This window comes from Litchfieldia stipae (assembly GCF_014837155.1).
In the GTDB taxonomy this organism is placed as follows: Bacteria; Bacillota; Bacilli; order Bacillales; family Bacillaceae_L; genus Litchfieldia.
Map to the genome: position 1 here is coordinate 363,537 of NZ_JACYHA010000002.1, position 23,550 is coordinate 387,086.

Annotated in this window: 24 protein-coding genes and 2 pseudogenes; 9 read left to right on the top strand and 17 right to left on the bottom strand. The window is 33.9% G+C overall.

Annotation, left to right across the window (positions count from 1 at the left end; all coding sequences use genetic code 11):
- Positions 1–457 precede the first annotated feature (457 nt).
- Together F7888_RS03985 and F7888_RS03990 are read left to right on the top strand one after the other, a co-directional pair.
- Positions 458–616 carry a hypothetical protein gene (locus F7888_RS03985; RefSeq protein WP_191777382.1) on the top strand — a complete coding sequence of 53 codons (159 nt, stop codon included), beginning with the start codon at positions 458–460 and terminating at the stop codon, positions 614–616.
- A gap of 242 nt (positions 617–858) precedes the next feature.
- Complete coding sequence (locus F7888_RS03990) at positions 859–1,464, top strand: recombinase family protein (protein ID WP_191777384.1); 606 nt, start codon at positions 859–861, stop codon at positions 1,462–1,464.
- Positions 1,465–1,760: 296 nt separating this feature from the next.
- Here the strand turns inward: F7888_RS03990 and F7888_RS03995 are convergent, their stop codons facing one another.
- The 4 genes and pseudogenes from F7888_RS03995 to F7888_RS04010 form a co-directional block, all read right to left on the bottom strand.
- Positions 1,761–2,384: a ParB N-terminal domain-containing protein gene (locus F7888_RS03995; protein ID WP_191777386.1), complete on the bottom strand. Its 624-nt coding sequence runs from the start codon at positions 2,382–2,384 to the stop codon at positions 1,761–1,763.
- 249 nt (positions 2,385–2,633) lie between these two features.
- The gene (locus F7888_RS04000) at positions 2,634–4,793 is read right to left on the bottom strand and encodes a type IA DNA topoisomerase (RefSeq protein ID WP_191777388.1); all 2,160 of its coding nucleotides are present in this window, start codon (positions 4,791–4,793) and stop codon (positions 2,634–2,636) included.
- Positions 4,794–4,997: 204 nt separating this feature from the next.
- Positions 4,998–6,494: pseudogene (locus tag F7888_RS04005) on the bottom strand (DNA topoisomerase 3); the annotation flags it as partial.
- A gap of 117 nt (positions 6,495–6,611) precedes the next feature.
- Entirely contained in the window at positions 6,612–6,860 is a 249-nt protein-coding gene (locus F7888_RS04010; protein WP_191777392.1) for a hypothetical protein, read from the bottom strand.
- 375 nt (positions 6,861–7,235) lie between these two features.
- On the opposite strand from F7888_RS04010, the gene cspD reads away from it, so the two are divergent.
- Positions 7,236–7,436 (top strand): cold-shock protein CspD, encoded by a 201-nt coding sequence (gene cspD / locus F7888_RS04015; RefSeq protein WP_191777394.1) that lies wholly within the window; start codon positions 7,236–7,238, stop codon positions 7,434–7,436.
- A 29-nt stretch (positions 7,437–7,465) separates the two neighbouring features.
- On the opposite strand, the gene F7888_RS04020 is transcribed toward cspD, so the two are convergent.
- Together F7888_RS04020 and F7888_RS04025 are read right to left on the bottom strand one after the other, a co-directional pair.
- Positions 7,466–7,666 carry a zinc-finger domain-containing protein gene (locus tag F7888_RS04020; RefSeq protein WP_191777396.1) on the bottom strand — a complete coding sequence of 67 codons (201 nt, stop codon included), beginning with the start codon at positions 7,664–7,666 and terminating at the stop codon, positions 7,466–7,468.
- A 70-nt stretch (positions 7,667–7,736) separates the two neighbouring features.
- A complete protein-coding gene (locus F7888_RS04025) occupies positions 7,737–8,399 on the bottom strand; it encodes a ribonuclease H family protein (protein WP_191777400.1) in 663 nt (220 codons plus the stop codon).
- A 190-nt stretch (positions 8,400–8,589) separates the two neighbouring features.
- Between F7888_RS04025 and F7888_RS04030 the strand changes: the two genes are divergently transcribed.
- Both F7888_RS04030 and F7888_RS04035 read left to right on the top strand, forming a co-directional pair.
- Entirely contained in the window at positions 8,590–8,979 is a 390-nt protein-coding gene (locus tag F7888_RS04030) for a reverse transcriptase-like protein (RefSeq protein ID WP_191777402.1), read from the top strand.
- 17 nt (positions 8,980–8,996) lie between these two features.
- The gene (locus F7888_RS04035; protein WP_191777403.1) at positions 8,997–9,929 is read left to right on the top strand and encodes a DMT family transporter; all 933 of its coding nucleotides are present in this window, start codon (positions 8,997–8,999) and stop codon (positions 9,927–9,929) included.
- 17 nt (positions 9,930–9,946) lie between these two features.
- Here the strand turns inward: F7888_RS04035 and F7888_RS04040 are convergent, their stop codons facing one another.
- The 3 genes from F7888_RS04040 to F7888_RS04050 form a co-directional block, all read right to left on the bottom strand.
- Positions 9,947–10,459 carry a CBO0543 family protein gene (locus tag F7888_RS04040; protein ID WP_191777405.1) on the bottom strand — a complete coding sequence of 171 codons (513 nt, stop codon included), beginning with the start codon at positions 10,457–10,459 and terminating at the stop codon, positions 9,947–9,949.
- A 101-nt stretch (positions 10,460–10,560) separates the two neighbouring features.
- Complete coding sequence (locus F7888_RS04045) at positions 10,561–10,845, bottom strand: DUF6123 family protein (RefSeq protein ID WP_191777407.1); 285 nt, start codon at positions 10,843–10,845, stop codon at positions 10,561–10,563.
- A gap of 53 nt (positions 10,846–10,898) precedes the next feature.
- Positions 10,899–11,360, bottom strand: coding sequence for a divergent PAP2 family protein (locus F7888_RS04050; RefSeq protein WP_191777409.1), 462 nt, complete (start codon positions 11,358–11,360; stop codon positions 10,899–10,901).
- A 99-nt stretch (positions 11,361–11,459) separates the two neighbouring features.
- Between F7888_RS04050 and sspL the strand changes: the two genes are divergently transcribed.
- Entirely contained in the window at positions 11,460–11,600 is a 141-nt protein-coding gene (gene sspL, locus F7888_RS04055; RefSeq protein ID WP_191777411.1) for a small, acid-soluble spore protein L, read from the top strand.
- A 20-nt stretch (positions 11,601–11,620) separates the two neighbouring features.
- Here the strand turns inward: sspL and F7888_RS04060 are convergent, their stop codons facing one another.
- The 8 genes from F7888_RS04060 to F7888_RS04090 all read right to left on the bottom strand — a co-directional run bounded on the left by F7888_RS04060 (position 11,621) and on the right by F7888_RS04090 (position 20,625).
- Positions 11,621–12,484 carry a 5'-3' exonuclease gene (locus tag F7888_RS04060; protein ID WP_191777412.1) on the bottom strand — a complete coding sequence of 288 codons (864 nt, stop codon included), beginning with the start codon at positions 12,482–12,484 and terminating at the stop codon, positions 11,621–11,623.
- A gap of 131 nt (positions 12,485–12,615) precedes the next feature.
- Positions 12,616–12,747: a hypothetical protein gene (locus F7888_RS22800; protein ID WP_263601178.1), complete on the bottom strand. Its 132-nt coding sequence runs from the start codon at positions 12,745–12,747 to the stop codon at positions 12,616–12,618.
- 298 nt (positions 12,748–13,045) lie between these two features.
- The gene (locus F7888_RS04065; protein WP_191777413.1) at positions 13,046–13,879 is read right to left on the bottom strand and encodes a sulfurtransferase; all 834 of its coding nucleotides are present in this window, start codon (positions 13,877–13,879) and stop codon (positions 13,046–13,048) included.
- A gap of 41 nt (positions 13,880–13,920) precedes the next feature.
- Entirely contained in the window at positions 13,921–14,184 is a 264-nt protein-coding gene (locus tag F7888_RS04070; RefSeq protein WP_191777414.1) for a DUF2533 family protein, read from the bottom strand.
- A 21-nt stretch (positions 14,185–14,205) separates the two neighbouring features.
- Positions 14,206–17,865, bottom strand: coding sequence for a dynamin family protein (locus tag F7888_RS04075; RefSeq protein WP_225228582.1), 3,660 nt, complete (start codon positions 17,863–17,865; stop codon positions 14,206–14,208).
- A 364-nt stretch (positions 17,866–18,229) separates the two neighbouring features.
- Positions 18,230–18,790, bottom strand: a complete 561-nt coding sequence (locus tag F7888_RS04080; protein WP_191777415.1) for an isoprenylcysteine carboxyl methyltransferase family protein — start codon at positions 18,788–18,790, stop codon at positions 18,230–18,232.
- 5 nt (positions 18,791–18,795) lie between these two features.
- Positions 18,796–19,884: a type III polyketide synthase gene (locus F7888_RS04085; RefSeq protein WP_191777416.1), complete on the bottom strand. Its 1,089-nt coding sequence runs from the start codon at positions 19,882–19,884 to the stop codon at positions 18,796–18,798.
- Between the two features lie 195 nt (positions 19,885–20,079).
- On the bottom strand, positions 20,080–20,625 hold the full coding sequence (locus F7888_RS04090) for a GNAT family N-acetyltransferase (RefSeq protein WP_191777417.1): 546 nt from the start codon (positions 20,623–20,625) through the stop codon (positions 20,080–20,082).
- Positions 20,626–21,100: 475 nt separating this feature from the next.
- Between F7888_RS04090 and F7888_RS23030 the strand changes: the two are divergent.
- The 3 genes and pseudogenes from F7888_RS23030 (at position 21,101) to F7888_RS04105 (ending at position 23,436) form a co-directional block, all read left to right on the top strand.
- A pseudogene (locus F7888_RS23030) lies at positions 21,101–21,258 on the top strand (cytochrome c oxidase subunit 2A).
- A 55-nt stretch (positions 21,259–21,313) separates the two neighbouring features.
- Positions 21,314–21,784, top strand: a complete 471-nt coding sequence (locus F7888_RS04100; RefSeq protein ID WP_191777418.1) for a cytochrome c oxidase subunit II — start codon at positions 21,314–21,316, stop codon at positions 21,782–21,784.
- Entirely contained in the window at positions 21,784–23,436 is a 1,653-nt protein-coding gene (locus F7888_RS04105) for a b(o/a)3-type cytochrome-c oxidase subunit 1 (protein WP_191777419.1), read from the top strand. Before F7888_RS04100 ends, F7888_RS04105 begins: the two co-directional genes overlap by 1 nt.
- Positions 23,437–23,550 lie beyond the last annotated feature (114 nt).

Genomic DNA, 23,550 nt, shown 5'->3' on the forward strand with positions numbered 1-23,550 from the left:
TATCCTACGATCATTTTACCGAAATGTGTCTGGTCCCTTTTCCTAGTAACAAAAATAATCCACCTTGTTTTAGTTGACAAGGTGGATTATTTTCTTACTTTGGATTTTAAAACCAGAGATTATAAACCACGATGATTCATTGATTGATATACTATAGATAACCAATCTTTATTATTTTAACCTTAAAATATTGAAAATATTCACCTTTAAACGAGAAACCAACGAACATTAAATGTTTAAAACCCTTAAGACCACTTAAAAGAAAAGAACTATGATTAACTTTTTTAAGTCCTAACCTCAGGTAACGAAGATTATGTTAATACCTGAATATACTTCCATTCATAGCCTTGATTAATTGCCAAATACAAATAGTGATTAGCTGTTTTTCAGACGAGCTTTTTAAGCAGGGAATAATCTCCTTTTATCGAATTATAAATGGTAAAAAGGAGATGAAGCTATGAATCGCATTGAAGAATCTATCGAGAATCAGCCGTTGAAATGTTCTAAATGTGAGAAAGAAATAATGGATGAATGGGAATACCATGATAATAATGGTGTTTGTGATGATTGTTACAGTATTCCTTTAAAAAAAAGCAGAGGTTTAATTATTAGTTGATCATATTATTCCCTTTTATAAATCAAAAAACGTGAAGTAAGTTTCGTAACGTATGAAGACACTAAACGCCCTGTTCGAAAAAGTGTACTTTTTCGAACAGGGGGTTTTTTCTTTAAACTAACCTTTTTTTACGTTCAAAAAACTAGTAAAAATATTTACGAACGTTCTCTTGTTTTTATGTACTTTTGCGAACGTTTTTTAGTAGAATTATAGTAAAAGGAATTAAAAATGAGGGAGACCAAATGGACATTAGAAGATTTGGATACATACGAGTAAGTAGCAAGGATCAAAATGAAGGTCGACAACTGGAAGCCATGAAAGAAAAGGGAATAGATGATCGAGACATTTTCATGGATAAACAAAGTGGAAGGGATTTCCAACGGGAACAATATCAGCTACTTAAAAGAATCTTGAGAAAAGGAGATCTCTTGTATATACATTCTTTAGATCGTTTTGGACGGAATAAAGAAGAAATTTTACAAGAATGGAATGATATCACGAAGAACATACAGGCTGACATTGTGGTGTTGGATATGCCGTTGCTCGACACTACTCAATTTAAGGATAGTTTAGGAACCTTCATTGCCGATCTTGTTTTGCAAATTCTTTCTTGGATGGCAGAAGAGGAAAGGGAAAGAATTCGAAAACGACAGCGTGAGGGAATTGATCTAGCACTGCAGCAAGGTATAAAGTTTGGCCGACCAAAGGTACGAATAACAGAAGAATTTGAAAAAGTATATCAAAAATGGAAAGCAGGAGAAATAACAGCTGTGAAGGCAATGGATGAATTAAACGTTAAAAAGACTACCTTTTATAAATTAGTAAAGGAGTACGAAAAGGATTATTAAAAGTAACAATATAAACATGTAGAAACTCGTTAATAACGTAGACTTTTTCCAAATTAAAGGGTCCGATTATCGAGCCCTTTCGCTGAAGAGTTTCATCCCCCTACCCTTTCTAATTGTTTTTGAAAAAACGTTAGCACAAAGGCCAAACCCTTGATTTTGAAGGATTTAGCTTTTATTCATTTTTTATCGTTTATTTATGTTTTTACATTTCGTACATAAATCAATGTTACCGGGCTTTTAAAGAAGCTTAGTAGATGCATAAAAAGTAAAGTATAGAGTCATACAGTATTCTAAGCTTATTTTTCGTATACAACAGGGACTAAATCTAATTTCACTTTTTTAGCCACGATATATCGTCTATAACCGTCCGTGAGGACCTTTGTATCCCGATTAATAGTAATAGGCTCATCTAAATAGCCTGTCCGTTTGACATAGTCCACGACCTTCTGCGTTTTTTCAGGGTTAGGTGTTGAGTTCAAAAATTCTTCAGGAACACTGATTTTTTCAAGCAAAATAAAATCTTCTGTTCCTTCTGGTCCTTTTGTTTTTTCTTCTGCTTTTACCTCGTCTTTTTCTGGTTCTTGACTATCTTTACTTAATTCTTTCTCTTTCTGTTTTTCAGGAACGATCGATACTTGGAAACAGACGACACCAATTTCTCCTGGACAATCCTCAACAGGTACGTCCAAGGTTGGTTCACCTTGTAACATAATTTTTTGTGCTTGTATGTTTTCTTCCGTTAAATTAGCTTTCTTTAACTGCTTTTGATTAATAAATACTGTATATGTAATAGTTGAACTCTTGGGTAATCCCTTCGGTGCTGCTGGAGAGCCTTTCTCCTCCATATCAAAGGTATAGTAAGCTCCTTTCTGCCGTAATGAACTCACTGGTTTTCCTGTTAACGTAATTTTATGTGGCATACTATCCCTCCTAAACTTGCAAGTTAAACAACTTTATTGTAAGTCAACAGAATTGCATAAACAATCCCTTTTTTATGTAGCCGGCAAACTTCTAAAGAAGCCTGAAATCTTGATGAATCAATCATGTATAAAAAAACCGCAGAAACGCAGAAAAAGGCCTAATAACAGCGTAGCTGTCATAGACCGTAATAAGATTTCGTTTACTGCTGCAACAAATGTTGCATGGCTAGTTGTATATTTAAAACAAATTTACTTATTAAACTCCATCTTCCAACTAAAAAATTCGTTTTCTTGATTCTTTTCATATCTCATATTGGCATCAAACTTACTGCCTTTTTTACTTGTTAATCCTTTCACTGTTACTACACCATTTTTCAAAAGTGATTTTACCATCGTTTTCGTCGGCTTTTTCTTCATCGTGGCCAAAAATTTATCATTCTTCCAAATGACAAATTTACACCCATTCTTCCAATTGCTACATCCAAACCCTTTTTGTCCCTCGATCACACTATGGCCACAAAGAGGGCATTTACCCAATACTTCAATTGGTTTCTTATTTCTTACCACTTCATTAATAATTACTTGTTGTTCATTTTTAATTTTATCAACAGCTTTTGTTGTAAAATCAAAAATTGCATGAAGAAATTCTTGTTTCGTAAATTTTTGTTTTTCAATATCTGATAATGTTTTTTCTAACCGACCTGTAAACTCCAAATCAAACAATTCCTTAATCGGAAATGTTTCTACTAATTTTCTTCCAAGTTCAGTACATATTAAATTTTTATTTTGCGTAGTAATATAGCCGACATCCTTTAATTTTTTAATCGTTTCAGCCCTTGTAGCAGGTGTTCCGATACTATAACCACTTAAAATAGCCGTTAACATTTCTTCATTTTCCTCATCATCATGGCCTTTACCACAGGTTTCCATCTTTTTTAAAAGTGTTTTTTCTGTATGTTGCTTCGGTGGTTTCGTAACGTGAGATGTAATGGTATGGTTAATTAAGTCCACCATGTCATTGATACTCACATATGGTAAAATTGTATCTTTTGATTCAATTTTTTCAATCTTTTTCCAACCTTCAACAAGCTGAACTTTTCCTTTAGAAATGAATACGCCTTCTATCTCACTATTATTAACCTTCGTAATCATTTTTGTTTCTTCATATTCGGCAATAGGCATAAATTGCATAAGAAATCTATTTTTTATTGAATTATAAACGATTTTCTCATCCTGAGTTAAAGATTTTGGGATTAAATATGTGGGAATAATGGCACTATGACTTTCAACCTTAGAATTATCAAAGACTCGTTTAGATTTCATAAAATTAATTTCATCCGCAAAAGGCAATCCTTGTTTTAAGTTATCAAGTACCTTTGCTGCTTTTTCTACTAAACTTTCCTCTAAAACAACACTCGCAGTCCTCGGGTAAGTAATATACTTCTTTTCGTAAAGTGACTGTGCTACTTTTAATACCTTGTCAGAAGTCCAACCTTTAAATTTGCTTGTGATATATCCTTGTAAGTTTGAAAGGTTAAATAAATAAGGTGGATATTCCCGTTTTCGCTCTACTTTTTTGTCAATAATGGTCGAGGTCTGACTTGTAAGAGCCTGTTCAATGGAGTCTAAGGTTTCTTTATTTTTAAATTTATCCTCATTTTTTTCAAAATACGTACCTTCATAAACCTTGTTATCCTTAGTCTGAAAGGTAGCAGTCAATTTAAAATATGTTTCTGGTACAAAATTTTCTATTTCTTTATCCCGATCGTAAATAATCTTTAAAGTCGGTAAGAGTACTCTGCCTATATTTAAGGCTTTACCTACACCTTTTTGGTATTTTAATGTAGCAACAGATGTTAAATTGATCCCGATGACCCAATCTGCCCATTGTCTGCTTATTCCCGCATCTTGGAGAGGTTTCATTTCTGTATTAGGTTTTAGGTTTTGGATTCCTTTTACCACTTCATTTGGTGTCCATTCGTTCAGTAATAAGCGATAAACTTGTTTTTTTGTCTTAAGATTATAAATAATAGTGTCCCCAATGATCTGTCCTTCACGATCAAAATCACACGCAGAAATAACCGTATCTACGTCATTGCGTTTGATTAAACTGTAGATGATTTTTAACTGCTTTTTAGCACCAAGATCTTCTTTCCCTTTATTTCGTGGATCACTTTTTACTTTATAACGAAAGTGGGAAGGGATAAAAGGAAAGTTGTCCATACTCCACCTTGCCATACCTTCATCATAATCTTTGGCATCATAAAGCTGTAACAAATGACCAAAAGCCCAGGTAACAAAATAATCCTCACCTTCAAAGTACCCTTCTTTTCTAGTCTTAATATTTAACGCATCCGCAATATTCTTGGCAACTGATGGTTTTTCCGAGATAATTAACTTTTTTGACACAGCTGAACCTCCAAATCTATCTAAAATCAATCTAATTCTTTCATTTTATTTTCAAATAACATCCAATATTTGATGCCTTTTTCTGTAGACAAATCATAATCAAAATTGTATGATTATTTTAACCCAAAACATTATCAGGCAAAATACTTATATTTATTATATTACTAGTTTTATAGATTCTGCCCATCTAAAAAAGTACCTATAACCAGCAGTTTTCATTAACGTAATTAATTGTCCTTCAGTATATCTCTTAGGTGGCTGAGTCTTTCCATCTTTCACTTTAACGTTTTGAACAATTCCTCTTTCATCAGTCGATAACTGCGGCAATAGTACTTCTTTATCTTTACTATCTTGTTCATCAAATAACACCTTCCGCCAACCGTCCTGTATCTTTTGCTTCCCTTTAGATGTAAATTCAGCTCTTTCGTCAACGACAGTTTCTACTGTAGTATAATCAAAGATTGCTTTTTCATAATGAGCTGCAATCAGGCGTCGTGCAATCAAATCATATATCTTTTGCTCATCACCACTTAACTTGCTAAGTTGTGGAACCTGTTCAGTAGGTATAATCGCATAATGGTCAGTAACCTTTTTTTCATTAACGTATCTTCGATTATCCATGATTGACTTAACAGGTGTAGGGAAATACTTGTTGAATAATTCCTGATTAGCAAGCTTTGAAAAAATATCTGGGATCATCTTCGCTTCTTCTTTTGTAATAAAGCTAGAATCTGAACGTGGATATGAAATATATCCCTTAGTATATAGTCCTTGGGCTGTATCTAACGTTTTCTTTGGAGAAAATTTGAATAAACTATTTGCTGTTGCTTGTAAACTAGATAAATTAAACAAAAATGGAGGCTGATACTCTTTTCTTTCTATATCAAGACTTTTGATTCTTGCATCTTTCCCTTTACAAAATGCCGCGATTTTCTCTGCCATTTTTTGATCCAGAATTCTTGATTCTTGATCCTTATGCCATTTGCCTTCATATTTTTTTCCATCAATATTAAAAGTAGCAAGAACCTCCCAAAATGGCTCCGATTTAAAGGCTGTGATTTCTTTCTCTCTTTTAACAATTAAAGCTAATGTTGGCGTCTGAACTCTTCCAACCGAAAACACATCAGAAAATCCTTTCTGTTGTAATAAAAGGGTATACACTCGTGATGCATTCATCCCAACAATCCAATCTGCACAAGCTCTTGACCTTGCTTCAAAGTACAAGTTTCGTGTTTCGGATTCATCTAGTAAGCTATTAAAACCACCTAGTACTGCATTTTCTGTTAACGATGAAATCCATAACCTTTGTAAAGGTTTTTTAATTTTTGCAGTCTCAAGAATGGTCCGTATGATAAGTTCTCCTTCTCGCCCGGCATCACCTGCATGTATAATTCCTGTTACGTTTTGATTTAACAGAAGTTGCTTTATAATTTGATATTGCTTTGCCTTGGATCTACTAACTCGGTATTGAAATTGATCTGGAATGATTGGTAATGTCTGTAACCGCCATTTTTTCCATTGTGGATTATATTCCTCAGGTGAGAGTAATTCACAAATATGCCCAACTGCCCAAGTGACATATGCCCCAGATGGAAAAATCGGAGTAGGTAAGATTTCAATATATCCTTGTTTCTTTTTATGTTTAAATGGTGATGCAAGCTTTGATGCCTGATCAGGTTTTTCAGCAATAATGACCTTCAAGTTAATCCCCCATCAATTGAAATAAGAGAAGGTTTCCCTTCTCTTCTAGGATTTTTATATTATACTTTATTTTCGTTCGTCTGTTAAATCTCAAAAATTGAGTTTTTAGATCAGGGCTTAAAATATATTACTATTTTCAACTAAGTATTGAATCGTAACTACAATCAATTCTCCGAATTTAACATCTAAGACAATATTTACCCCTTCATTCTGAATAATCAGAGCTGATTCATCTTCAAGCATAAGTAGCTGCTCACCTAAACAAACTACTTTTTTATAAATCTCATCTCGCTCACTTTCTTCTAATGAAAGCCTTTGTGCAAACCTAATGATAAATTCTTTCCCATTCAATTCATGCCGAAGCATCCTAACTCCCCCAAGACCAGTAATTTTAATATCCTTAACTATTCTATGAAATTAGTAATTCAAGCATGTCTACAATCTAAAAATAATATATATAATATTATTATACCAATAAACACAGTCATTTAATACAATTTTCAAAATAGTTAGAACAATAATTAACTATTTCTTCAATTTTTTTGTGGAGAAAATAAGAGCTATCTTGACTATATTATAATAATTATTGTATATTAAAAACATCATTTAACCGAATATTCACGTAATTCAAAACCCGAAATAATTATTACGATCATATCATTCAATATTCAGTTATATGATAAATTTATTTTTTCGGGCTAGTATATAGATGCTAGCGCATGGTATTAGGAGGAATACGAAATGCAAAATGGTAAAGTAAAATGGTTTAACAATGAAAAAGGGTATGGATTTATTGAAGTAGAAGGTGGAGACGATGTATTCGTTCATTTCTCTGCTATTCAAGGTGAAGGATTTAAATCTTTAGAAGAAGGACAAGAGGTATCCTTTGAAGTTGTTGAAGGAAACCGTGGTCCACAAGCGGCAAATGTAGTGAAACTATAATTTTTCACTACTCTTAGAGGCTGATTTAATTATTCAGCCTCTTTTCTTGTATTTAGAGATAACTTTCTTCCATATTCTCTTAATGTTTCTCCAACTGTACATTTCTTGATGCAAAACACTTGAGCATATGATTTTCCATATTCTTTTCGATTATGTGTCTTTAAGAAACAATCGTTACAATAGGTGTCAAGTATTTCACCTACTTCCTCTATTATTTTCTTTCTTTCCATTTCACTCACCATCTCCTGTGTTTTCCATGAATTCATGCTGTTTTTTTAATCATATGTGTTAATAGCTTATTTACTTACCATTAATTTCAAATTTACTTGAAACCATTGTTCCTTCAAGTGCTTGAGTTGCAAGCTTATCACTTTCTCCATTTTGTTTTCTTGCTATTGGACTATATGTCGGACGAATCCCCATATCCTTCATCTTGTCTTCAATTCTGTCTAACCATTTGTTTAATGTATCCTCAAAACATGGCCAATCACCTGAAAGCTGATTTAATACAACTTGTGAATCACCTTTAAATTCAACAGCGGTGTTCTTCACACCTAACTCTTCAAGTGTTAAGAGCATAAACCAAAAAGCAGCATATTCAGCTTCATTATTTGTTTCTAGTTCGTCAAAAACCTCATTTGCTCTAACACGATAATCTCTATTATTTTGAGTGAAATAAATAGCAGTACCTAATCCAGCTTTATGCGTTTGAAGATCAAACCCACCATCAAAATACGCTACAATGTTTTGAGGTTCCGTTTCTACCTCTTTTAGTAATTTTATAAGTTCCTTCTTTGTCCATTTCGTGTGTTGTTGATCATAAAAGACAAGTTCTTTTACACGCCCTGTTTTTTCAAAATCATCAGAAATCATTAATGCTTCCTTCGCAGGTATCATTTCTGATGTAAGTACAATATTTTGGTTTTTGGGACTTTTATAGAACCATTCGATCAAAACTAACATGTCCCCACCTCCTCTGTTGTTATCTTCATTTTTCCATTAATTCTTCTAACGTATACTATATTATTGTAAGCGAATTATACCTTATTACAGGAGATTATTAAATATGGAATCATTTTTAGAATATTTTGATTGGTTACCACTCCCAATGTATGGTAAACTACTTATAGTTTTTTGAAGGAGGATATCATTTTTGATTGAAATCTATATTGATGGAGCAAGTGCAGGTGATCCTGGTCCATCTGGAGCTGGGATCTTTATTAAAGGAAATGGAATTGTTGAGAAATATTCTGTTCCACTCGGTGAAATGAGTAATCATGAAGCTGAATATTATTCATTAATTAAAGCTCTTGAGATTTGCATCGAAAAAAACTATAAAATTGTGTCTTTTCGAACCGATTCACAATTAGTTGATAGAGCGATTGAAAAAGAATACGTAAAGAATAAACGATTTGCCCCTCTACTAAAACAAGCCTTAGACTATTCTAAACAATTAGATCTTTTCTTTATGAAATGGATACCAAGTAGTCAAAATAAAGTGGCTGATGAATTAGCTAGAGCTGCAATTATCCGTAATAAATAAGATTGAGGTCATTAATTATGAAAAAAACATTGATCGCAGACATTAGTTTATTATTTGTTGCATTTATTTGGGGTTCTACTTTTGTAATTGTCCAAAATGCAATTGCGTTTTTAGAACCTATGACATTTAATGCACTAAGATTTTTCATTGCTGGTTTATTCCTTCTTGGATGGCTACTAATTTTTAAAAGAAACGAATTAAAGGAAATTAATAAAGGTCTGATTATTGCTGGCATAATAATGGGGTGTTGGTTGTTTGGAGGTTATGCTTTACAAACCTTTGGTCTTCTATATACAACGTCATCAAAAGCTGGCTTTATCACTGGTTTAAGTGTTGTCTTAGTTCCTTTATTTGCATTTGGGATTTTGAAACAGAAACCAAAGCCTAATGCAATCGTGGGAGTATTAGTTGCTACCGTAGGTCTATATTTATTAACAATGGGAGACGCCTTTGGTTTAAATCAGGGGGATGTACTGGTCTTCTTTTGTGCAATATCGTTTGCACTTCATATCATTTTTACAGGGAAGTTTACATCATTGTATTCGACTCTTGTACTAACTGTTGCACAAATTTTTACTGTTGCTTTCCTTTGTATGGGGTCAGCGCTTTTCTTTGAAGAGTGGCAGATTATTTTTGATCCAGAAGTTATTTTAAAAGGTGAAGTTCTGTTTGCCCTTATGGTTACATCTTTATTAGCAACAGCAATTGCCTTTTTCATTCAAACAAAGTATCAGAAGTATACGACCGCGACTAGAGTTGCATTGATCTTTGCAATGGAACCTGTATTTGCTGCTCTAACAGGCTTTTTAGCAGCTAATGAGCGTCTATCATTTATCGCAATACTTGGGTGTGTATTTATTCTTATTGGGATGATTCTAGCAGAACTACCAAGTAGGATCCAATCAAAGACAAGAAAATGTAAATATGGCATCCAAACACATAAAAGCTAGGAATGATTTCCTAGCTTTTATTTTTGCCCACGCTCTTCAACAGGAATATGTACTGGAACCTTAAACCACCATAAGAAGAAGAAACCAATAAATATGGATATTACATATGCTATTAATGGCCTTTTATAGAATAGTCGTAACATCGGAAACATAAAGCAATCAAAGAAAACTGACCACCAAAAATTCCAGCCATATTGATATTCGATATAGCCTGCTTTTAAAAAAACTACTTCTACAGCGATATACCAACCTATATACCACAAATAATGACGAATAACCTTCCCTTTCCCTTCTGGAAAATTACCGATAAATAACATGGCAGTAGATGGAAAAATAATGAATTCAGTTAATGTATGATTACTGAGAATATCTGAATTTAATCTCCAAAGAAAGTGATTAGCTGTCAAAAAATTATATAGCAAGTTTCCAAATGCAAAATATAGCATTACTGTATGATATTTTTCCCACTTCCTCCATAAACCAGTCTTCCAGACGATAACAATCATCACTAATGCTAAAAGGATATGCATCATATATCCTCCTTGTTCGTTCTTGACCTTAATATGTGATTGTACGTCCTTTCTTATCCAGTAAAAAAACACATCTATTATCTTAATAGATGTGCCCTTCGTTAAATAATATTTCTATATTGCGCAAGTTCTAAAGCAGATTTTCTTGTAGACACTTTTTGTTCTTTAAACATCTCTAATAAAGAAACAAAGAAGCTACCATCAAATTCCTTTTGAGCTTTTAACGTTATTTCAAGTGCAACATTTACTACTTCATCAGTGGTACTAGTGTAATGCTGACCAAATGAAATAAAACCAAGTGCATCTTCACCAAATGAAAAACCTTTTGAAGTCAAAAATTCAATATAATCTTCTACAGTTGTTACGGAATTAATCAACGTCTTCATCATCCTCAAATAAATACTGTTACAATTATATTACAGCATTTTTTGTCGAAAGACTACGACTTTTTTGTTAACAAATGACTAATTACACCTGTCATAATTCCAAATAAAGCCCCACCTAGCACTTCTTCTGGTTGGTGTCCTAGCATTTCCTTTAACTTCTTTTCTTTTCGATCATGAAAATGATGATCTTCTTCCCCTTTAATTCTTTCTAGTTGCTCATCAATCTCATTCACTTTTAGAGTCAATTCTCCTGCTTGTCTGCGGATCCCTTGCGCGTCATACATAACAATAAGACCAAATATCGTTGACAAAGCAAAATCAATGGTTGGAACACCTCTTTTTAAAGCAACATACGTCGCTAATGAGGACACACCCGCTGAATGCGAGCTTGGCATTCCACCAGTCTCTACAAATGTTCCCCAATCCCAAACACCAGTCTTCACTTTTTTTATAGGAATTTTCAAAAACTGTGCAAGACCAATTGTAGCTAATGCAGTATAGACAGCTTTATTCATGTCACTCACCTCAACCTTAGTTTTCATGTATTTTTAGCTTTCTATTCAAAACATATAACAACAATTGATGGAAAGAATATAGATTGGAGGTGATTAAAAATGGCTAAACATCAAGGGAAAAACCGTGGCGTTAAAGCACCTGGAGTAAATCCACAGGGGTATGGTCAAGATAATGAAATGACTGAAAATCCTAAGAGCAAGCTTGAGGAACGTGCAAAGAAGAGTAATACAAAAATATAAAAAGAGGGGATTCCCCTCTTTTAACTAATATATTGAGTTAAACCTTTAAATTCCAACTCATTTATCTTTGAATGGACTTTTTCCCGATTAATTGTTATTAAAGCTTGATCTAGTGAACATGTAACAGGGACATCACATTTTATTTCAGCAAGCTTTCTAGATAAATAGAGCATATCTAAATCTTCTTTAATTTTTGCCTGTTGTCCTTTTGGTAATGCATCGATATTTTCAAGGATCCCTTCGATTGAATGATATTGCTGTAATAGCTTCATTGCCGTTTTCTCACCAATACCGCGGACACCAGGATAATTATCACTGCTATCACCCATTAAAGCCTTTAAATCGATCATTTGTCTTGGAGTAATTCCTTTTTCAGTTGAAAAGCTCTCATTCGTATATTCTTGATAATTTCCAAATCCCTTTTTTAACAATAAAACAGAAATGTGATTATCTATTAATTGTAAGATATCTTGGTCACCAGTTAATATTTTGACATCTGCTTGGTGACTATATAATTTTGCTAGTGTTCCGATGCAATCATCTGCCTCAAACCCTACTAAACCTACATTAGGGATATCAAATGATTCTACAACTTCTTTTACTAAATCAAATTGGGGAATTAATTCTACTGGTGCCTCGCCTCTATTTGCCTTATATTCAGAGAATAACTCATTTCTAAATGTTGAACTACCCATATCCCAGCAACAAACAACATGAGTAGGCTGATATGTTTGAATAGCTGTCATCATATGTTTAATAAAACCATGAATCGCATTTGTAGGAATACCTTTGCTATTGACCATAAAATAACCGCTCATTGCTGTTGCATAAAACGAACGAAATAATAGTGCCATCCCATCTATTAACATTACTTGATTTTTCATCTATTTAATTCCTCCTTTTTGCAGGACCTTGTACTAAAAACTTTCCCCATTATATCATAACTGTCAGCATATTTTCACAGAAAAAGAGAAGCATTAGTTGTTAAATACGACCAAAGCTTCTCAAGATATCATTACTTCTTTTCATCGTCCATCATTTTTTCTGTTTCGATCTCTGAATATAATACAAAGTCTCTTTTTAGTTCGTTATTTTTGATTGCTTCTTGCATATGTGTAATCTGTGCTTTCTTTTTCTTATCAGTCATAAGTATCGTTACCCCTTCCTGATTGAACAACTTATTTTATGGCTGTTTTCGTATATATTGTTGCTTTGAATACCGCAGCCTGAATACACTCCGCGTCCTGTGGGGTAACCGGTGAGCCTCCTCGTCGCTAGCGCTCCTGCGGGGTCTCACTTAGGCTACGCATCCCACGGGAGTCTTGAGTGTATTCAGGCTGCTAGAAATCTATTTTCAATTAATTAATTTCAAAAAACAACAAACTTTGAGAAAACAGCCTATTTTATTAATATCAGGAATTGAACAATGTTTTATGTATCATTTGTTATTTATCTGTTGCAATCATGTTTTCAGGATACGTAATCCAATCACTCCATGAGCCTGGATAAAGTTTCACATTTCTATAATTTAATTCATTAAGTGCAAGTACGTTTGGACAAGCTGTGACACCAGATCCACAATAAACAATCACTTCTTTGTCTTTACCAATCGTTGAAAAATGCGTTTCTAGTTCTACTTTGTTCTTCCACTTTGCCCCATTTAATACCTCTTTCCAAAAGAAATTGGTAGCACCCGGAATGTGACCTGCTATTTTGTCAATCGGTTCTTCAATCCCACGGTATCTAATTTCTTCTCTTGAATCTATTAATTGGCTCTGTTTTGTCTTGATACTATCTTGAACATCAGCTAAAGTCGCAATCATCTGTTCCTGCAAATTCGGGACATATACAGATTTCTCAAAGAAGGGAATTTCTTTTGTTACAGGTAGACCTTTATTGATCCAAGCTGAATAACCCTCGTCTAATACAAATACTTTCTCATGCCCTACAAACTTCAGTAACCACCAAAGTCTTGAGGCAAAAGCACCCCCTTGGTCGTCATATGCAACGACCGTGGTTGAACTAGAAATGCCCGCTGCTGCTAACTTTTCTGTAAATTCCTCTACATTCGGTAGTGGATGCCTGCCCCCGTGCTCACTGATTTCGCTTGACATATCTTTATTCAAATCGAAATAAATGCTCTCAGGCAAATGGCCATCTAAATAGTCATTAAAGCCCATTGTCGGATCTGCAAGATTAAAGCGACAATCAATGATACGAACATGATTGGAGCCTAATTGATCCTGTAACCACTGTAAACTTACAATATTTCCAACCATTATGCACTCCATCCCCTCTACCTACTTTTATCCATATTTACTTACTGTTTACCGCGCTTAGCATACTCTATCACCATATCAGGTGTTACGATCTTTCTTGTAGGTGCAATCCCATTTCTTGCTAATTCATTGATTTGCTTCGTTACTATATTTATTTGATCAACAGAGAAGGGTAAATCTTCTTTGGCAAGAGAAACTGCTTCAGCAATAAAGCTTTCTCTTTGATTTTCTAATGTTAAAAATGTTTTTACGATCTCGTGTTGTTTTTTAGAATGCTTTGAAATTTCTTCGTGTACGTTACTCATCATTAAAACTCCTTTTATATCTTATGTTAGTTTTGTCATTGATTGTTGAATGGATAGTAATTTTTCAATATCTACTTCCTCTGATAAGGCTTGCTTGAATCCCTCATAATAGTCAGTAATCTCACTACTAATTTTCTTTTTCATTTCAGCAATGGATACATTAAATTCGTTTACATACCACTCATCTAATCTTGTTTGTTGTTCTTTTAGATAGTTTGAAACTGGTTCCTGAAGAAGATGTTCAATTTCTTGACTCATCATCTTCTTTTCATTTTTCTCAAAAAATGACTTAGGGTTTTTGAAAAGAGCAATTGCTTTTTTGAACTGTTGTTGTTCTATATCTTGCAAGGCATTTTCAAAGTCAATTTCAGGAAAATCATGCTGTATTGATTTTGATAATGAAATATGCTCATCTATTTCATTTATATCGTGAGTATATGAGAGTAATATAGTTTTAACAGTCTGCTGAATGAACCCTTCTATACGTAATGAGGTAGCTCTCATCTCTTGTGCTAAATCAAAACCAATCGAGTCAATCAGTTCATCCAAACATACCCATAGCGTTTTCTTTAAATCTCTTCCATCATCTCTAAGTGACACTGGATTAAAGGCTTCCTTAAAGAAATCTGAATATCTCAAGAAGATTCTCTGCTTAACATAATAAGTCAGTTCTGAAATTTCTTGAATTAATGCATCTTTTTGAGCAGTTAACTTAAGTGAATCAAGCATCTCAAGCAACTGTTCTTCCTGTCTTTTAACCTGCTCTAGCTTATGTCTCTTAGCTTCCTTACTTTCTTGTGCTGATTCAATATAATAATTGATAGTTGATTTAGCTCGCTGAATATCTTCATAGGCTGATTGAATGGTCATCTCGATTAGTTCTGTAACAATAAACGCGTCAAAATCGACTTCAAAGCTATGTATATTAGATGACTCTAATACCGATTGAGCTAGTTTTTCCTGCGAAGTTTTTTCCTTTAGAGCCATTTGACTTGATAAAGCATACAACCTTGGTTTTCTAATCCCATAACTAATTAACTGAGTACCAACATATTCCTTTACATCTTCTAATTCAGCTATAGAAGAGGCTAAATCAGCAGCATTAATAATAAAAAACATCTTATCCATACTAAAGGAATCTTTCACACGTCCTAATTGAATGAGAAATTCACGATCAGCCTTTGAGAATGCATGATTATAATAGGTCACAAATAGTATAGCATCTGCATTTTTAATATAATTAAATGCAACCCCAGTATGTCTTGCATTAATAGAGTCTGCTCCAGGTGTATCAACTAAAGTAATCCCCTTACTAGTCAATTCACACTCATAATAGAGCTCAATCCATTCAACAAAACAAGCCTTCTCCTCAATGGCCACGTACTCTTTAAACGCATCAATATCAACATGTAGATGATTTCCTAAGTGAGAACGACTAGCTTCAAAACCACTGCTGACGGCTTTTAAGAACCGGAAATGAGGTTTTTCTTTGCCACTTAGCTCCACATCATTTATAAGAAATAAAGTTATTGATTGTATCGCTGACTCTACATTTTTGGCCTCAATACCAAATACCTGTAACGAATGAATCAAATCCTCCAGCAGATGTTGTTGCGATTTGAGTTTAACAATGACTGTGCCATGTGGGTACGCTTCTGTCGGTGGTTTAATCTTATTGATCGTTGCTGTCGTTGGATTAGGTGACACTGGTAGAATGTTACTTCCAATCAAAGCATTAGCAAATGAAGATTTACCTGCACTAAATGCACCAAATAAAGCAACTGTAAACTGATTATGTTCGAGTCTTTCAGCCTTTTCAGCCATATCATTAGCCAAAGTAGTTAATCCTTTGATTGTTTCAATTTCACTTTTAACATTTAACAAATCCTGAATCGTTTTTTGCACACGCTGTTTATCATCTGTCTTTTTCAATTCTAAGTGTACAGGTTTTTCTATTTCTTTTTCTTCATTTTGTTTGTTATTTGTAGTAATTAATTCATCAGTAGAAGAAATAATGATATTGCTCGTTTCTTGTAAGAGTTGATCAATCTCTTCTCTACGATGATGGGTATCCCCCTCTATTAATAAATCAAGTAATTTTTTTTGCCTCTGTTCATACTCATAGTGCATCATTTCTAATTTAGATATCGCCTCTTGAACATTTTTTAAAGATGTCAGTTCAGCTTTTAACTTAGTTATTTTCTTATTTGTTGTTTTCTCAAGCTCAATCATGATTTGTTCAAGACCATGTAATGCAACCTTACGATATTGTTTTTTTATTTCATTTGCTACATCATCAGTATAAGTAAGAACATATTCTCCTGTTAAACGCGCACCGGACTTATAAGAATTGATGAGTGTTTCTTTTTTTAATGGTAGGTCGAATTCTTGAACTAGCCCTAACAAATTACTTAGTTGATTCTCCTTTAAAAAACGGCTAACATACTCCTTCAAATGCCACTGAATTTGTGAAGTCACCTTATCTTGTAAATCTTCGTAAAATTGATTTAAGCGATTTTCCCGCTCCTTTTCCGTTTTCGCCTTGGAAAAAATCAAACCTACTTTAAATTCATTTTGGCGTGATTCCAGATAGTTTTTGGCTAATTCCCTTGTTGAAAATGGCATCAAAATCGCATTATCAAGTACTTTGTTCAAACCATCATAAAAGAACGTTTTGGCTTGTTCGAGTGAATCCTGCTCCAATTCTAGCTCTGACTTAATCAAATTCACTTGATCATCCATATTGACTCTTTGTTCTTCAGTTAAAGCTGATAACATGAGTTCCAACTTCTCTTTTTCTTCACTCTGACTATGTTCAAATCCTGTTATATACTCATCAATCAGCTGTTTTGTGGATTCGAGAGTACTCTGATTAAGTAGTTCTTCTTTATGTAGAATTTTATCTGATATTAAAGCTTTCAGTTCATTAAGTTGATTATAAGGATGTTCTCTATCACGTAAACTCGTATAATAAATTCCTTCAGGTCTTACTTGATAATCATTAAACGCTTCTTCAACACTGTCTTTGAATTGCTCAAACGATAACTCGGATTCTTGATGTTTATCTATCTGATTAATAATTAAATAGATTGATTTATTCCGATCAGTCATCTCCTTTGTGAATTGGAAGTTCAACTCTGACTGAACATGGTTATAATCCATCACATAGAAAATCACATCAGCTAAATGTAATGCAGATTCAGTTGCTACCCTATGTGCATCATCTGTTGAATCTATTCCGGGAGTATCCATAATGGTTGTTCCCTTTTGGAGTTTATCTGTATTATGACTTATTTCAAGAGAGTCAATCTCTTCTCCGTTTTTACAATACTGTTTGATTACATCATAATTATAAGGAGCAGGATATTCGATGATATCATTGTTTTTATAATAGACACGTGCATATTCTCTGCCCTTTTTCACCATAACTAAATTTGCGCTTGTTGGTATTGGACTAGATGGTAATAACTCTTCTCCAATCAATTCATTAATCATACTTGATTTCCCTGCAGAAAAGTGACCACAAAATCCAATCATGAATTCTGATTGATTAAGCTTTTTCATTAATTGTATTACTTTTTTAGCATGATCCTTGTCATTCTTCATCTCATCATATACTGCTGTCAATCTATGTAGTAATTCTTCTTTTGAAAGCTCCACACGTCCCATGACCTCGACCATATTTATACCCCTCATATCCCTTTTTTACAGTATTAATAGTATTTTACTCTATTCTAAATTAAATTTAAACAAAACTAATGATATTGAAGCACAAAAAAACCAGGTATTGCGCCCTGGTTATATGAAAAAATATGTAAAACCTTATTTTTCAAGATCATGCAGTTTTAGATTTCGGAGCTTTTAACACTCGATTTACGACAAAATACATAAGAAAACTATAAATTACAATTGTAGGAAGGATAAAAAAAGCTAACATCCTATTTGCACCTTCTTTCATAAGAGTACAACCGATATTGATAATTAGTCTCATTTAAGATAAGTTTATTTTAACAAGAACGATATTGATTTTCAACATTATTCTGAATTATTTTGTCGTTCTCGGAAAAAATCGTTGAGTATTCGAGAATTTATCTTCATAATCAGTTAGCTTTATTAATGCCTCTTCTTCAGCTGGTATTCGAATTGATAAAATAATCAAATTTAAAATGGAAAAAAGAATGGCTGTTAGATATGCATTAAATATCAATGGAATTAACATCAATTCAATAACGACAACAACATAGTTAGGATGACGCAAAAACCGATAAGGACCTCTTGTTATGATTTCTTTATTTGGAAGGATAATGATCTTTGTGTTCCAATATCTCCCAAGGGATTTAATAATCCAGATTCTTATCAATTGCGTTAGTACAAACATTGTCATCAAAAAAGGAAACCAAGAAGAAAACTGCGTTCCTTTTTGGTATACCTCTATAAAATAACTAAGAAAAAACAATATATGGATACCAACTATGTACTTATAATGTTCTTCTCCTACTTCATACGCTCCATTTGCCTTCATCCAAGCTTCATTTTTTTTAGCAATATACAGCTCAACCAATCGTTGCACTAATAAAAACGAAAAAAATAAAACAAAATAGAGCATTTCCTTTACCCCCATTTTAATAAAAGTAATTCGGAGCTAAAACCTGGACCTAAAGCTGCTGCTAAACCATAATCCCCTCTAGTTACATTAGGTGATTTCATAAACCTAGCTAATACATAAAGAACTGTTGCTGAAGACATATTCCCATGATTTTTTAGAACCTCAAGTGAATGACTTGTCATTTCCTTTGAAAATCCTAATGCCTTTTCATATGCTTGGATCACTTTCTTACCACCTGGATGAGCGATAAAATGCACAATATCATGAAGCGATAATTGATGCCTCTTTAAAAACAAGATGACATTATCCTTTAGCCACGACTCTATAATTGTTGGAATATCCTTGGAGAAGATCACATGAAGACCAGTATTCTTAAAGTCCCATCCCATCACTTCTTCAGAATGTGGCATCAATGTAGATAGCGTGTCTAGAATGGTTGGAAGTGTCTTTAAATGACTAATTGAGGAATCAACCTTGTCCCCTATGACACAAGCACATGCCACTCCATCAGCAAATAGAGAGGTACCAATTAGATTACTCTTAGATTGATCTTGTTTTTGAAACGTTAAGCTACACAGTTCAATAGTTAGAACAAGTACTTTTGCATTCGGATATGCCTTACAATAATCAAAGGCCCGTGAAAGTCCAGAAGCTCCACCGGCACAGCCTAATCCCCATATTGGAATTCGTTTTGTATGTGGTGAGAATGGTAATAGGTTCATAATTTTCGCATCAATGCTTGGAGTACTTATTCCAGTTGATGAGATAAAGAAAATCGCATCAATTTCTTCATAATGAATATTCACTTTCAATAATGTAGGGTCTGATAAACAGGATTGAATTGCTTTAACACCATAACTGACAGCATGTTTTATGTATAATTGATTCTTTTCTTCAAAGCTATGATTTTCTTTAAACCAATCTAAGGAAGCAGTGAAATATCTTTTGTTGATTTGGCCGTTTCCAAATACATTTAATAGTCGATCGATGTCTGGAAATGATTCACCAAATACTTCTCGTGCGAATTGGCCGGTATCCTCCTGAAATACTACATATTCTGGATTGCATACACCTATAGATAGCACTGACGGCAACTGATACACCCCATTAGTTAACATTACATACTGGTTACTATTTCCTTTTCATGAAGATCTATACAAAAGAGTTAGACTTAAAGACATAAAAAAAAGCTTTCCCATCTTACTTGAGGAAAGCCAACGTTTTAAAGGAGTTGTTGCTTTGTTGCTGTGCATGTTCATTATATCTTATTATTTCACTATAATCATCAGTTAATTTTTGGTTAAAAAGTACGCCATTAGAATCTCGTCGTCGAATGAACCATTTAGGATTACTTGGTCTTTTTGTCTTCCTTCTTCAACAAACCCATACTTTTGATATAGCGCAAATGCAACTTGATTACTTGCAAAAACAGTTAAACACAATTTATGTAGCTTATGAGCCATACACCACTTCAATGTATATTCCATAATTAATTTCCCAATTCCTAACCCCTGTGCACTTGCAACTAGCCATGTACGGAATAATCCCACATGGTTTTTCATAGCTAATTCACCTCTGATTACGCGAGCAATCCCAACTATCTCGTTGTTTCTTAAGATGGCAATATACATATTGTCTTTCTTTTTCATATCTTGGATAAATTGCTCTTCCTCTGCAATAGTCCTTGGTTCTTCTTTTTGAATAAATGTTCCTGTTTCAATGATTTCTCGGACGGCTTGAATGATGTTACCTGCATCATCATGCTCAACAGGTCTAATGGTAATCAATGAACCATCATTAGCAGTAAATTCATGCTTAGTTAAAGTACTGATCATGACATATCCCCTTTTATTTGTTAGTAAGTCATTCTACTCTTTCTCACCAAAAAAGCTGCAAAAGCAGCCTTTTTATTTTTGAACATTTATTTCAATGCTATTTATTTTAGTGTTTCCACATTTTAAGCATTTTTGATGATTTTCAAATAGTAAAGTATGACATTTTGAGCAATAGTACCTTTTCATTTGATGATCACCTTTCTATATGACTTTATTAACACTATATGAGTATTTCAATTTAATGTTATTCGCTTAGAGTTAATCTAGCTTGTTTTTTTCACAATATCTCCACATTTCACCCAGCTATTTTGTGATTAATATCACTGTTAAACCAATTTCACACAGTTATCATAGTGGTAAAGTTATCAATGAACAATTTGTGAAATCCGTAAAACTGTATTTTATTTAAAAAATAGTTTTGTATGATGAAAGTGTATTCATTGATGTTTTTACTATGAAGGGAGATGAACGGATAATGCCCAAGGTTGAACTAAACAAAGTAAAAGGAACAAAGACCAAACTGAAGAAAGAAGATTCATCACTAAAGGGACCTTAGCTTCTGTTTTCATACTAGGTTTTTTCTTAATTGTTACATGGCTTGGTGTATACTTTCTATTCCTTGATCGATTATAGGACGTTGAAATCATCATTAAATTAAAAAATACTTATTAATGTCGGAGGTTAAGCCATGCATATCCATAAGTTTGAAAAAATATGGCTCATTTTTGGAATTGGAACACTGGTTGTCTTTCTAGCTACTGTTGGTATCGGCGCGTTTGCAATGGGACACCAGCCTGCAAGTAATATACAAACAATTGATCCTGAAAAGGTACTTGAAACTGCCCCATTTGATGAACCTGGGTTAAGACAGGTAGGTGATAACCAATATGAGGTGGTTATCGTCACTAGTGCATTTATGTTTACCCCAAACATCATTTCAGTTCCAAAGGGAGCAGAAGTTACCTTTATCGTCACAACGACTGATGTCGTTCATGGATTTCAAATTGCTGGAACGAACGTTAATATGATGGTTGAACCTGGTTACATTAGCAGATATACTCAAACGTTTGATCAGGTTGGTGAGTATTTAATTTTATGTAATGAATACTGTGGAGCAGGACATCATTTAATGAATGCACGAATTGAGGTGGTTGAATAATGATGAAAATGGAGAGTAAAGTGGCCCCACTCGATGCTAAATTATCGATGGCTCATATTTATGTGGCATTTATTGCTTTGGCACTTGGAGGAACAGCTGGACTTTTACAAACACTCGTACGATCTGGTCAATTTCAGCTGCCTGCTGGAATCGGATATTATCAGTTACTTACAGTTCATGGAGTATTATTAGGTTTAGTTCTTACTACTTTCTTTATTGTCGGTTTTCTATTTGCTGGGTTAAGTAAAACATCAGGAACTCTTTCAGATAAGGTTCGTCGCTCAGGCTGGATTGGATTTTGGTTGATGACTTTCGGAACTTCATTAACTGCCTCAGCGATTTTAACTGGAAAAGCATCAGTGCTCTATACTTTCTATGCTCCACTTATGGCACATCCAACGTTTTATATTGGATTAGCCTTAGTTGTTGTCGGTAGTTGGGTTAGTGGAATCGCCATGTTTATTCATTTTGCGAAATGGAAAAAGCAACATCCAGGGAAAGCATCCCCACTATTAAGTTACATGGCTATAGCTACGATGATTCTATGGTTAATAGCTACTTTAGGTGTAGCTGCAACGGTATTAATTCAATATATACCATGGTCGCTAGGCTTTGTTGATACAATTGATGTATTAATTAGTCGTACTCTATTCTGGTATTTTGGACATCCACTTGTATATTTCTGGTTATTACCTGCTTATATGGCATGGTATGTGATTATTCCAAAGATTATTGGTGGTAAGATTTTCTCAGATTCATTAGCAAGACTATCATTTGTTCTATTCTTATTATTTTCAATTCCAGTTGGATTTCACCATCAGCTAACTGAACCAGGTATAGCACCTTCTTGGAAGTACTTACAGGTTATTCTGACTTTCTTAGTTATCATCCCTTCTTTAATGACAGCATTTTCTATGTTTGCTACCTTTGAAATGTATGGTCGTTCAAAGGGTGCTACTGGATTATTTGGATGGTTCCGCAAGCTACCATGGGGAGATGCAAGATTCTTTGCACCATTTATGGGAATGTTAATCTTTATTCCTGCAGGTGCGGGTGGAATAATTAATGCAAGTCATCAATTGAACCAAGTGGTCCATAACACCATTTGGGTAACAGGGCATTTCCATTTGACAGTTGCAACAACAGTCCTATTAACCTTCTTTGGAATTGCGTATTGGTTAATTCCTCATTTAACTGGAAGAATTATGACGAAGGCAATGAATAAACTAGCGATTGTTCAAACCATTGTTTGGGTTATTGGAATGACATTTATGTCATCGGCAATGCATTTTGCAGGCCTTCTCGGTGCACCACGTCGTTCATCATTTTCAACCTATGGAGATTCGGCACAAGCACTTGACTGGATTCCTTATCAGGTTGCACAAGCAGTTGGTGGATCAATCCTATTCATTGGTATCATTTTGATTATTGTCATTGTGACAAATCTTGCTTTCTTTGCTCCAAAGGGTGAAACAGAATTCCCTATCGGTGAGGTTGAAGAAGCAGCTGAAAAGACACCTATGATTCTTGAAAATTGGAAATTATGGGTAGGTATCATTGTTGTCCTTATTTTAGTAGCCTATACTGTGCCATTTATTGAAATGATTCAACATGCACCACCTGGATCAAAAGGATTTAATCATTTATTATAAAGCAAAGAGGCTGGGACAAAACCCATCTCTGAAATGAAAAAGCCGGTGAAATTTTACGACAAGTAAAATTTCACCGGCTTTGATTATTTTTGAATAAAAAATAAGGACCACTTC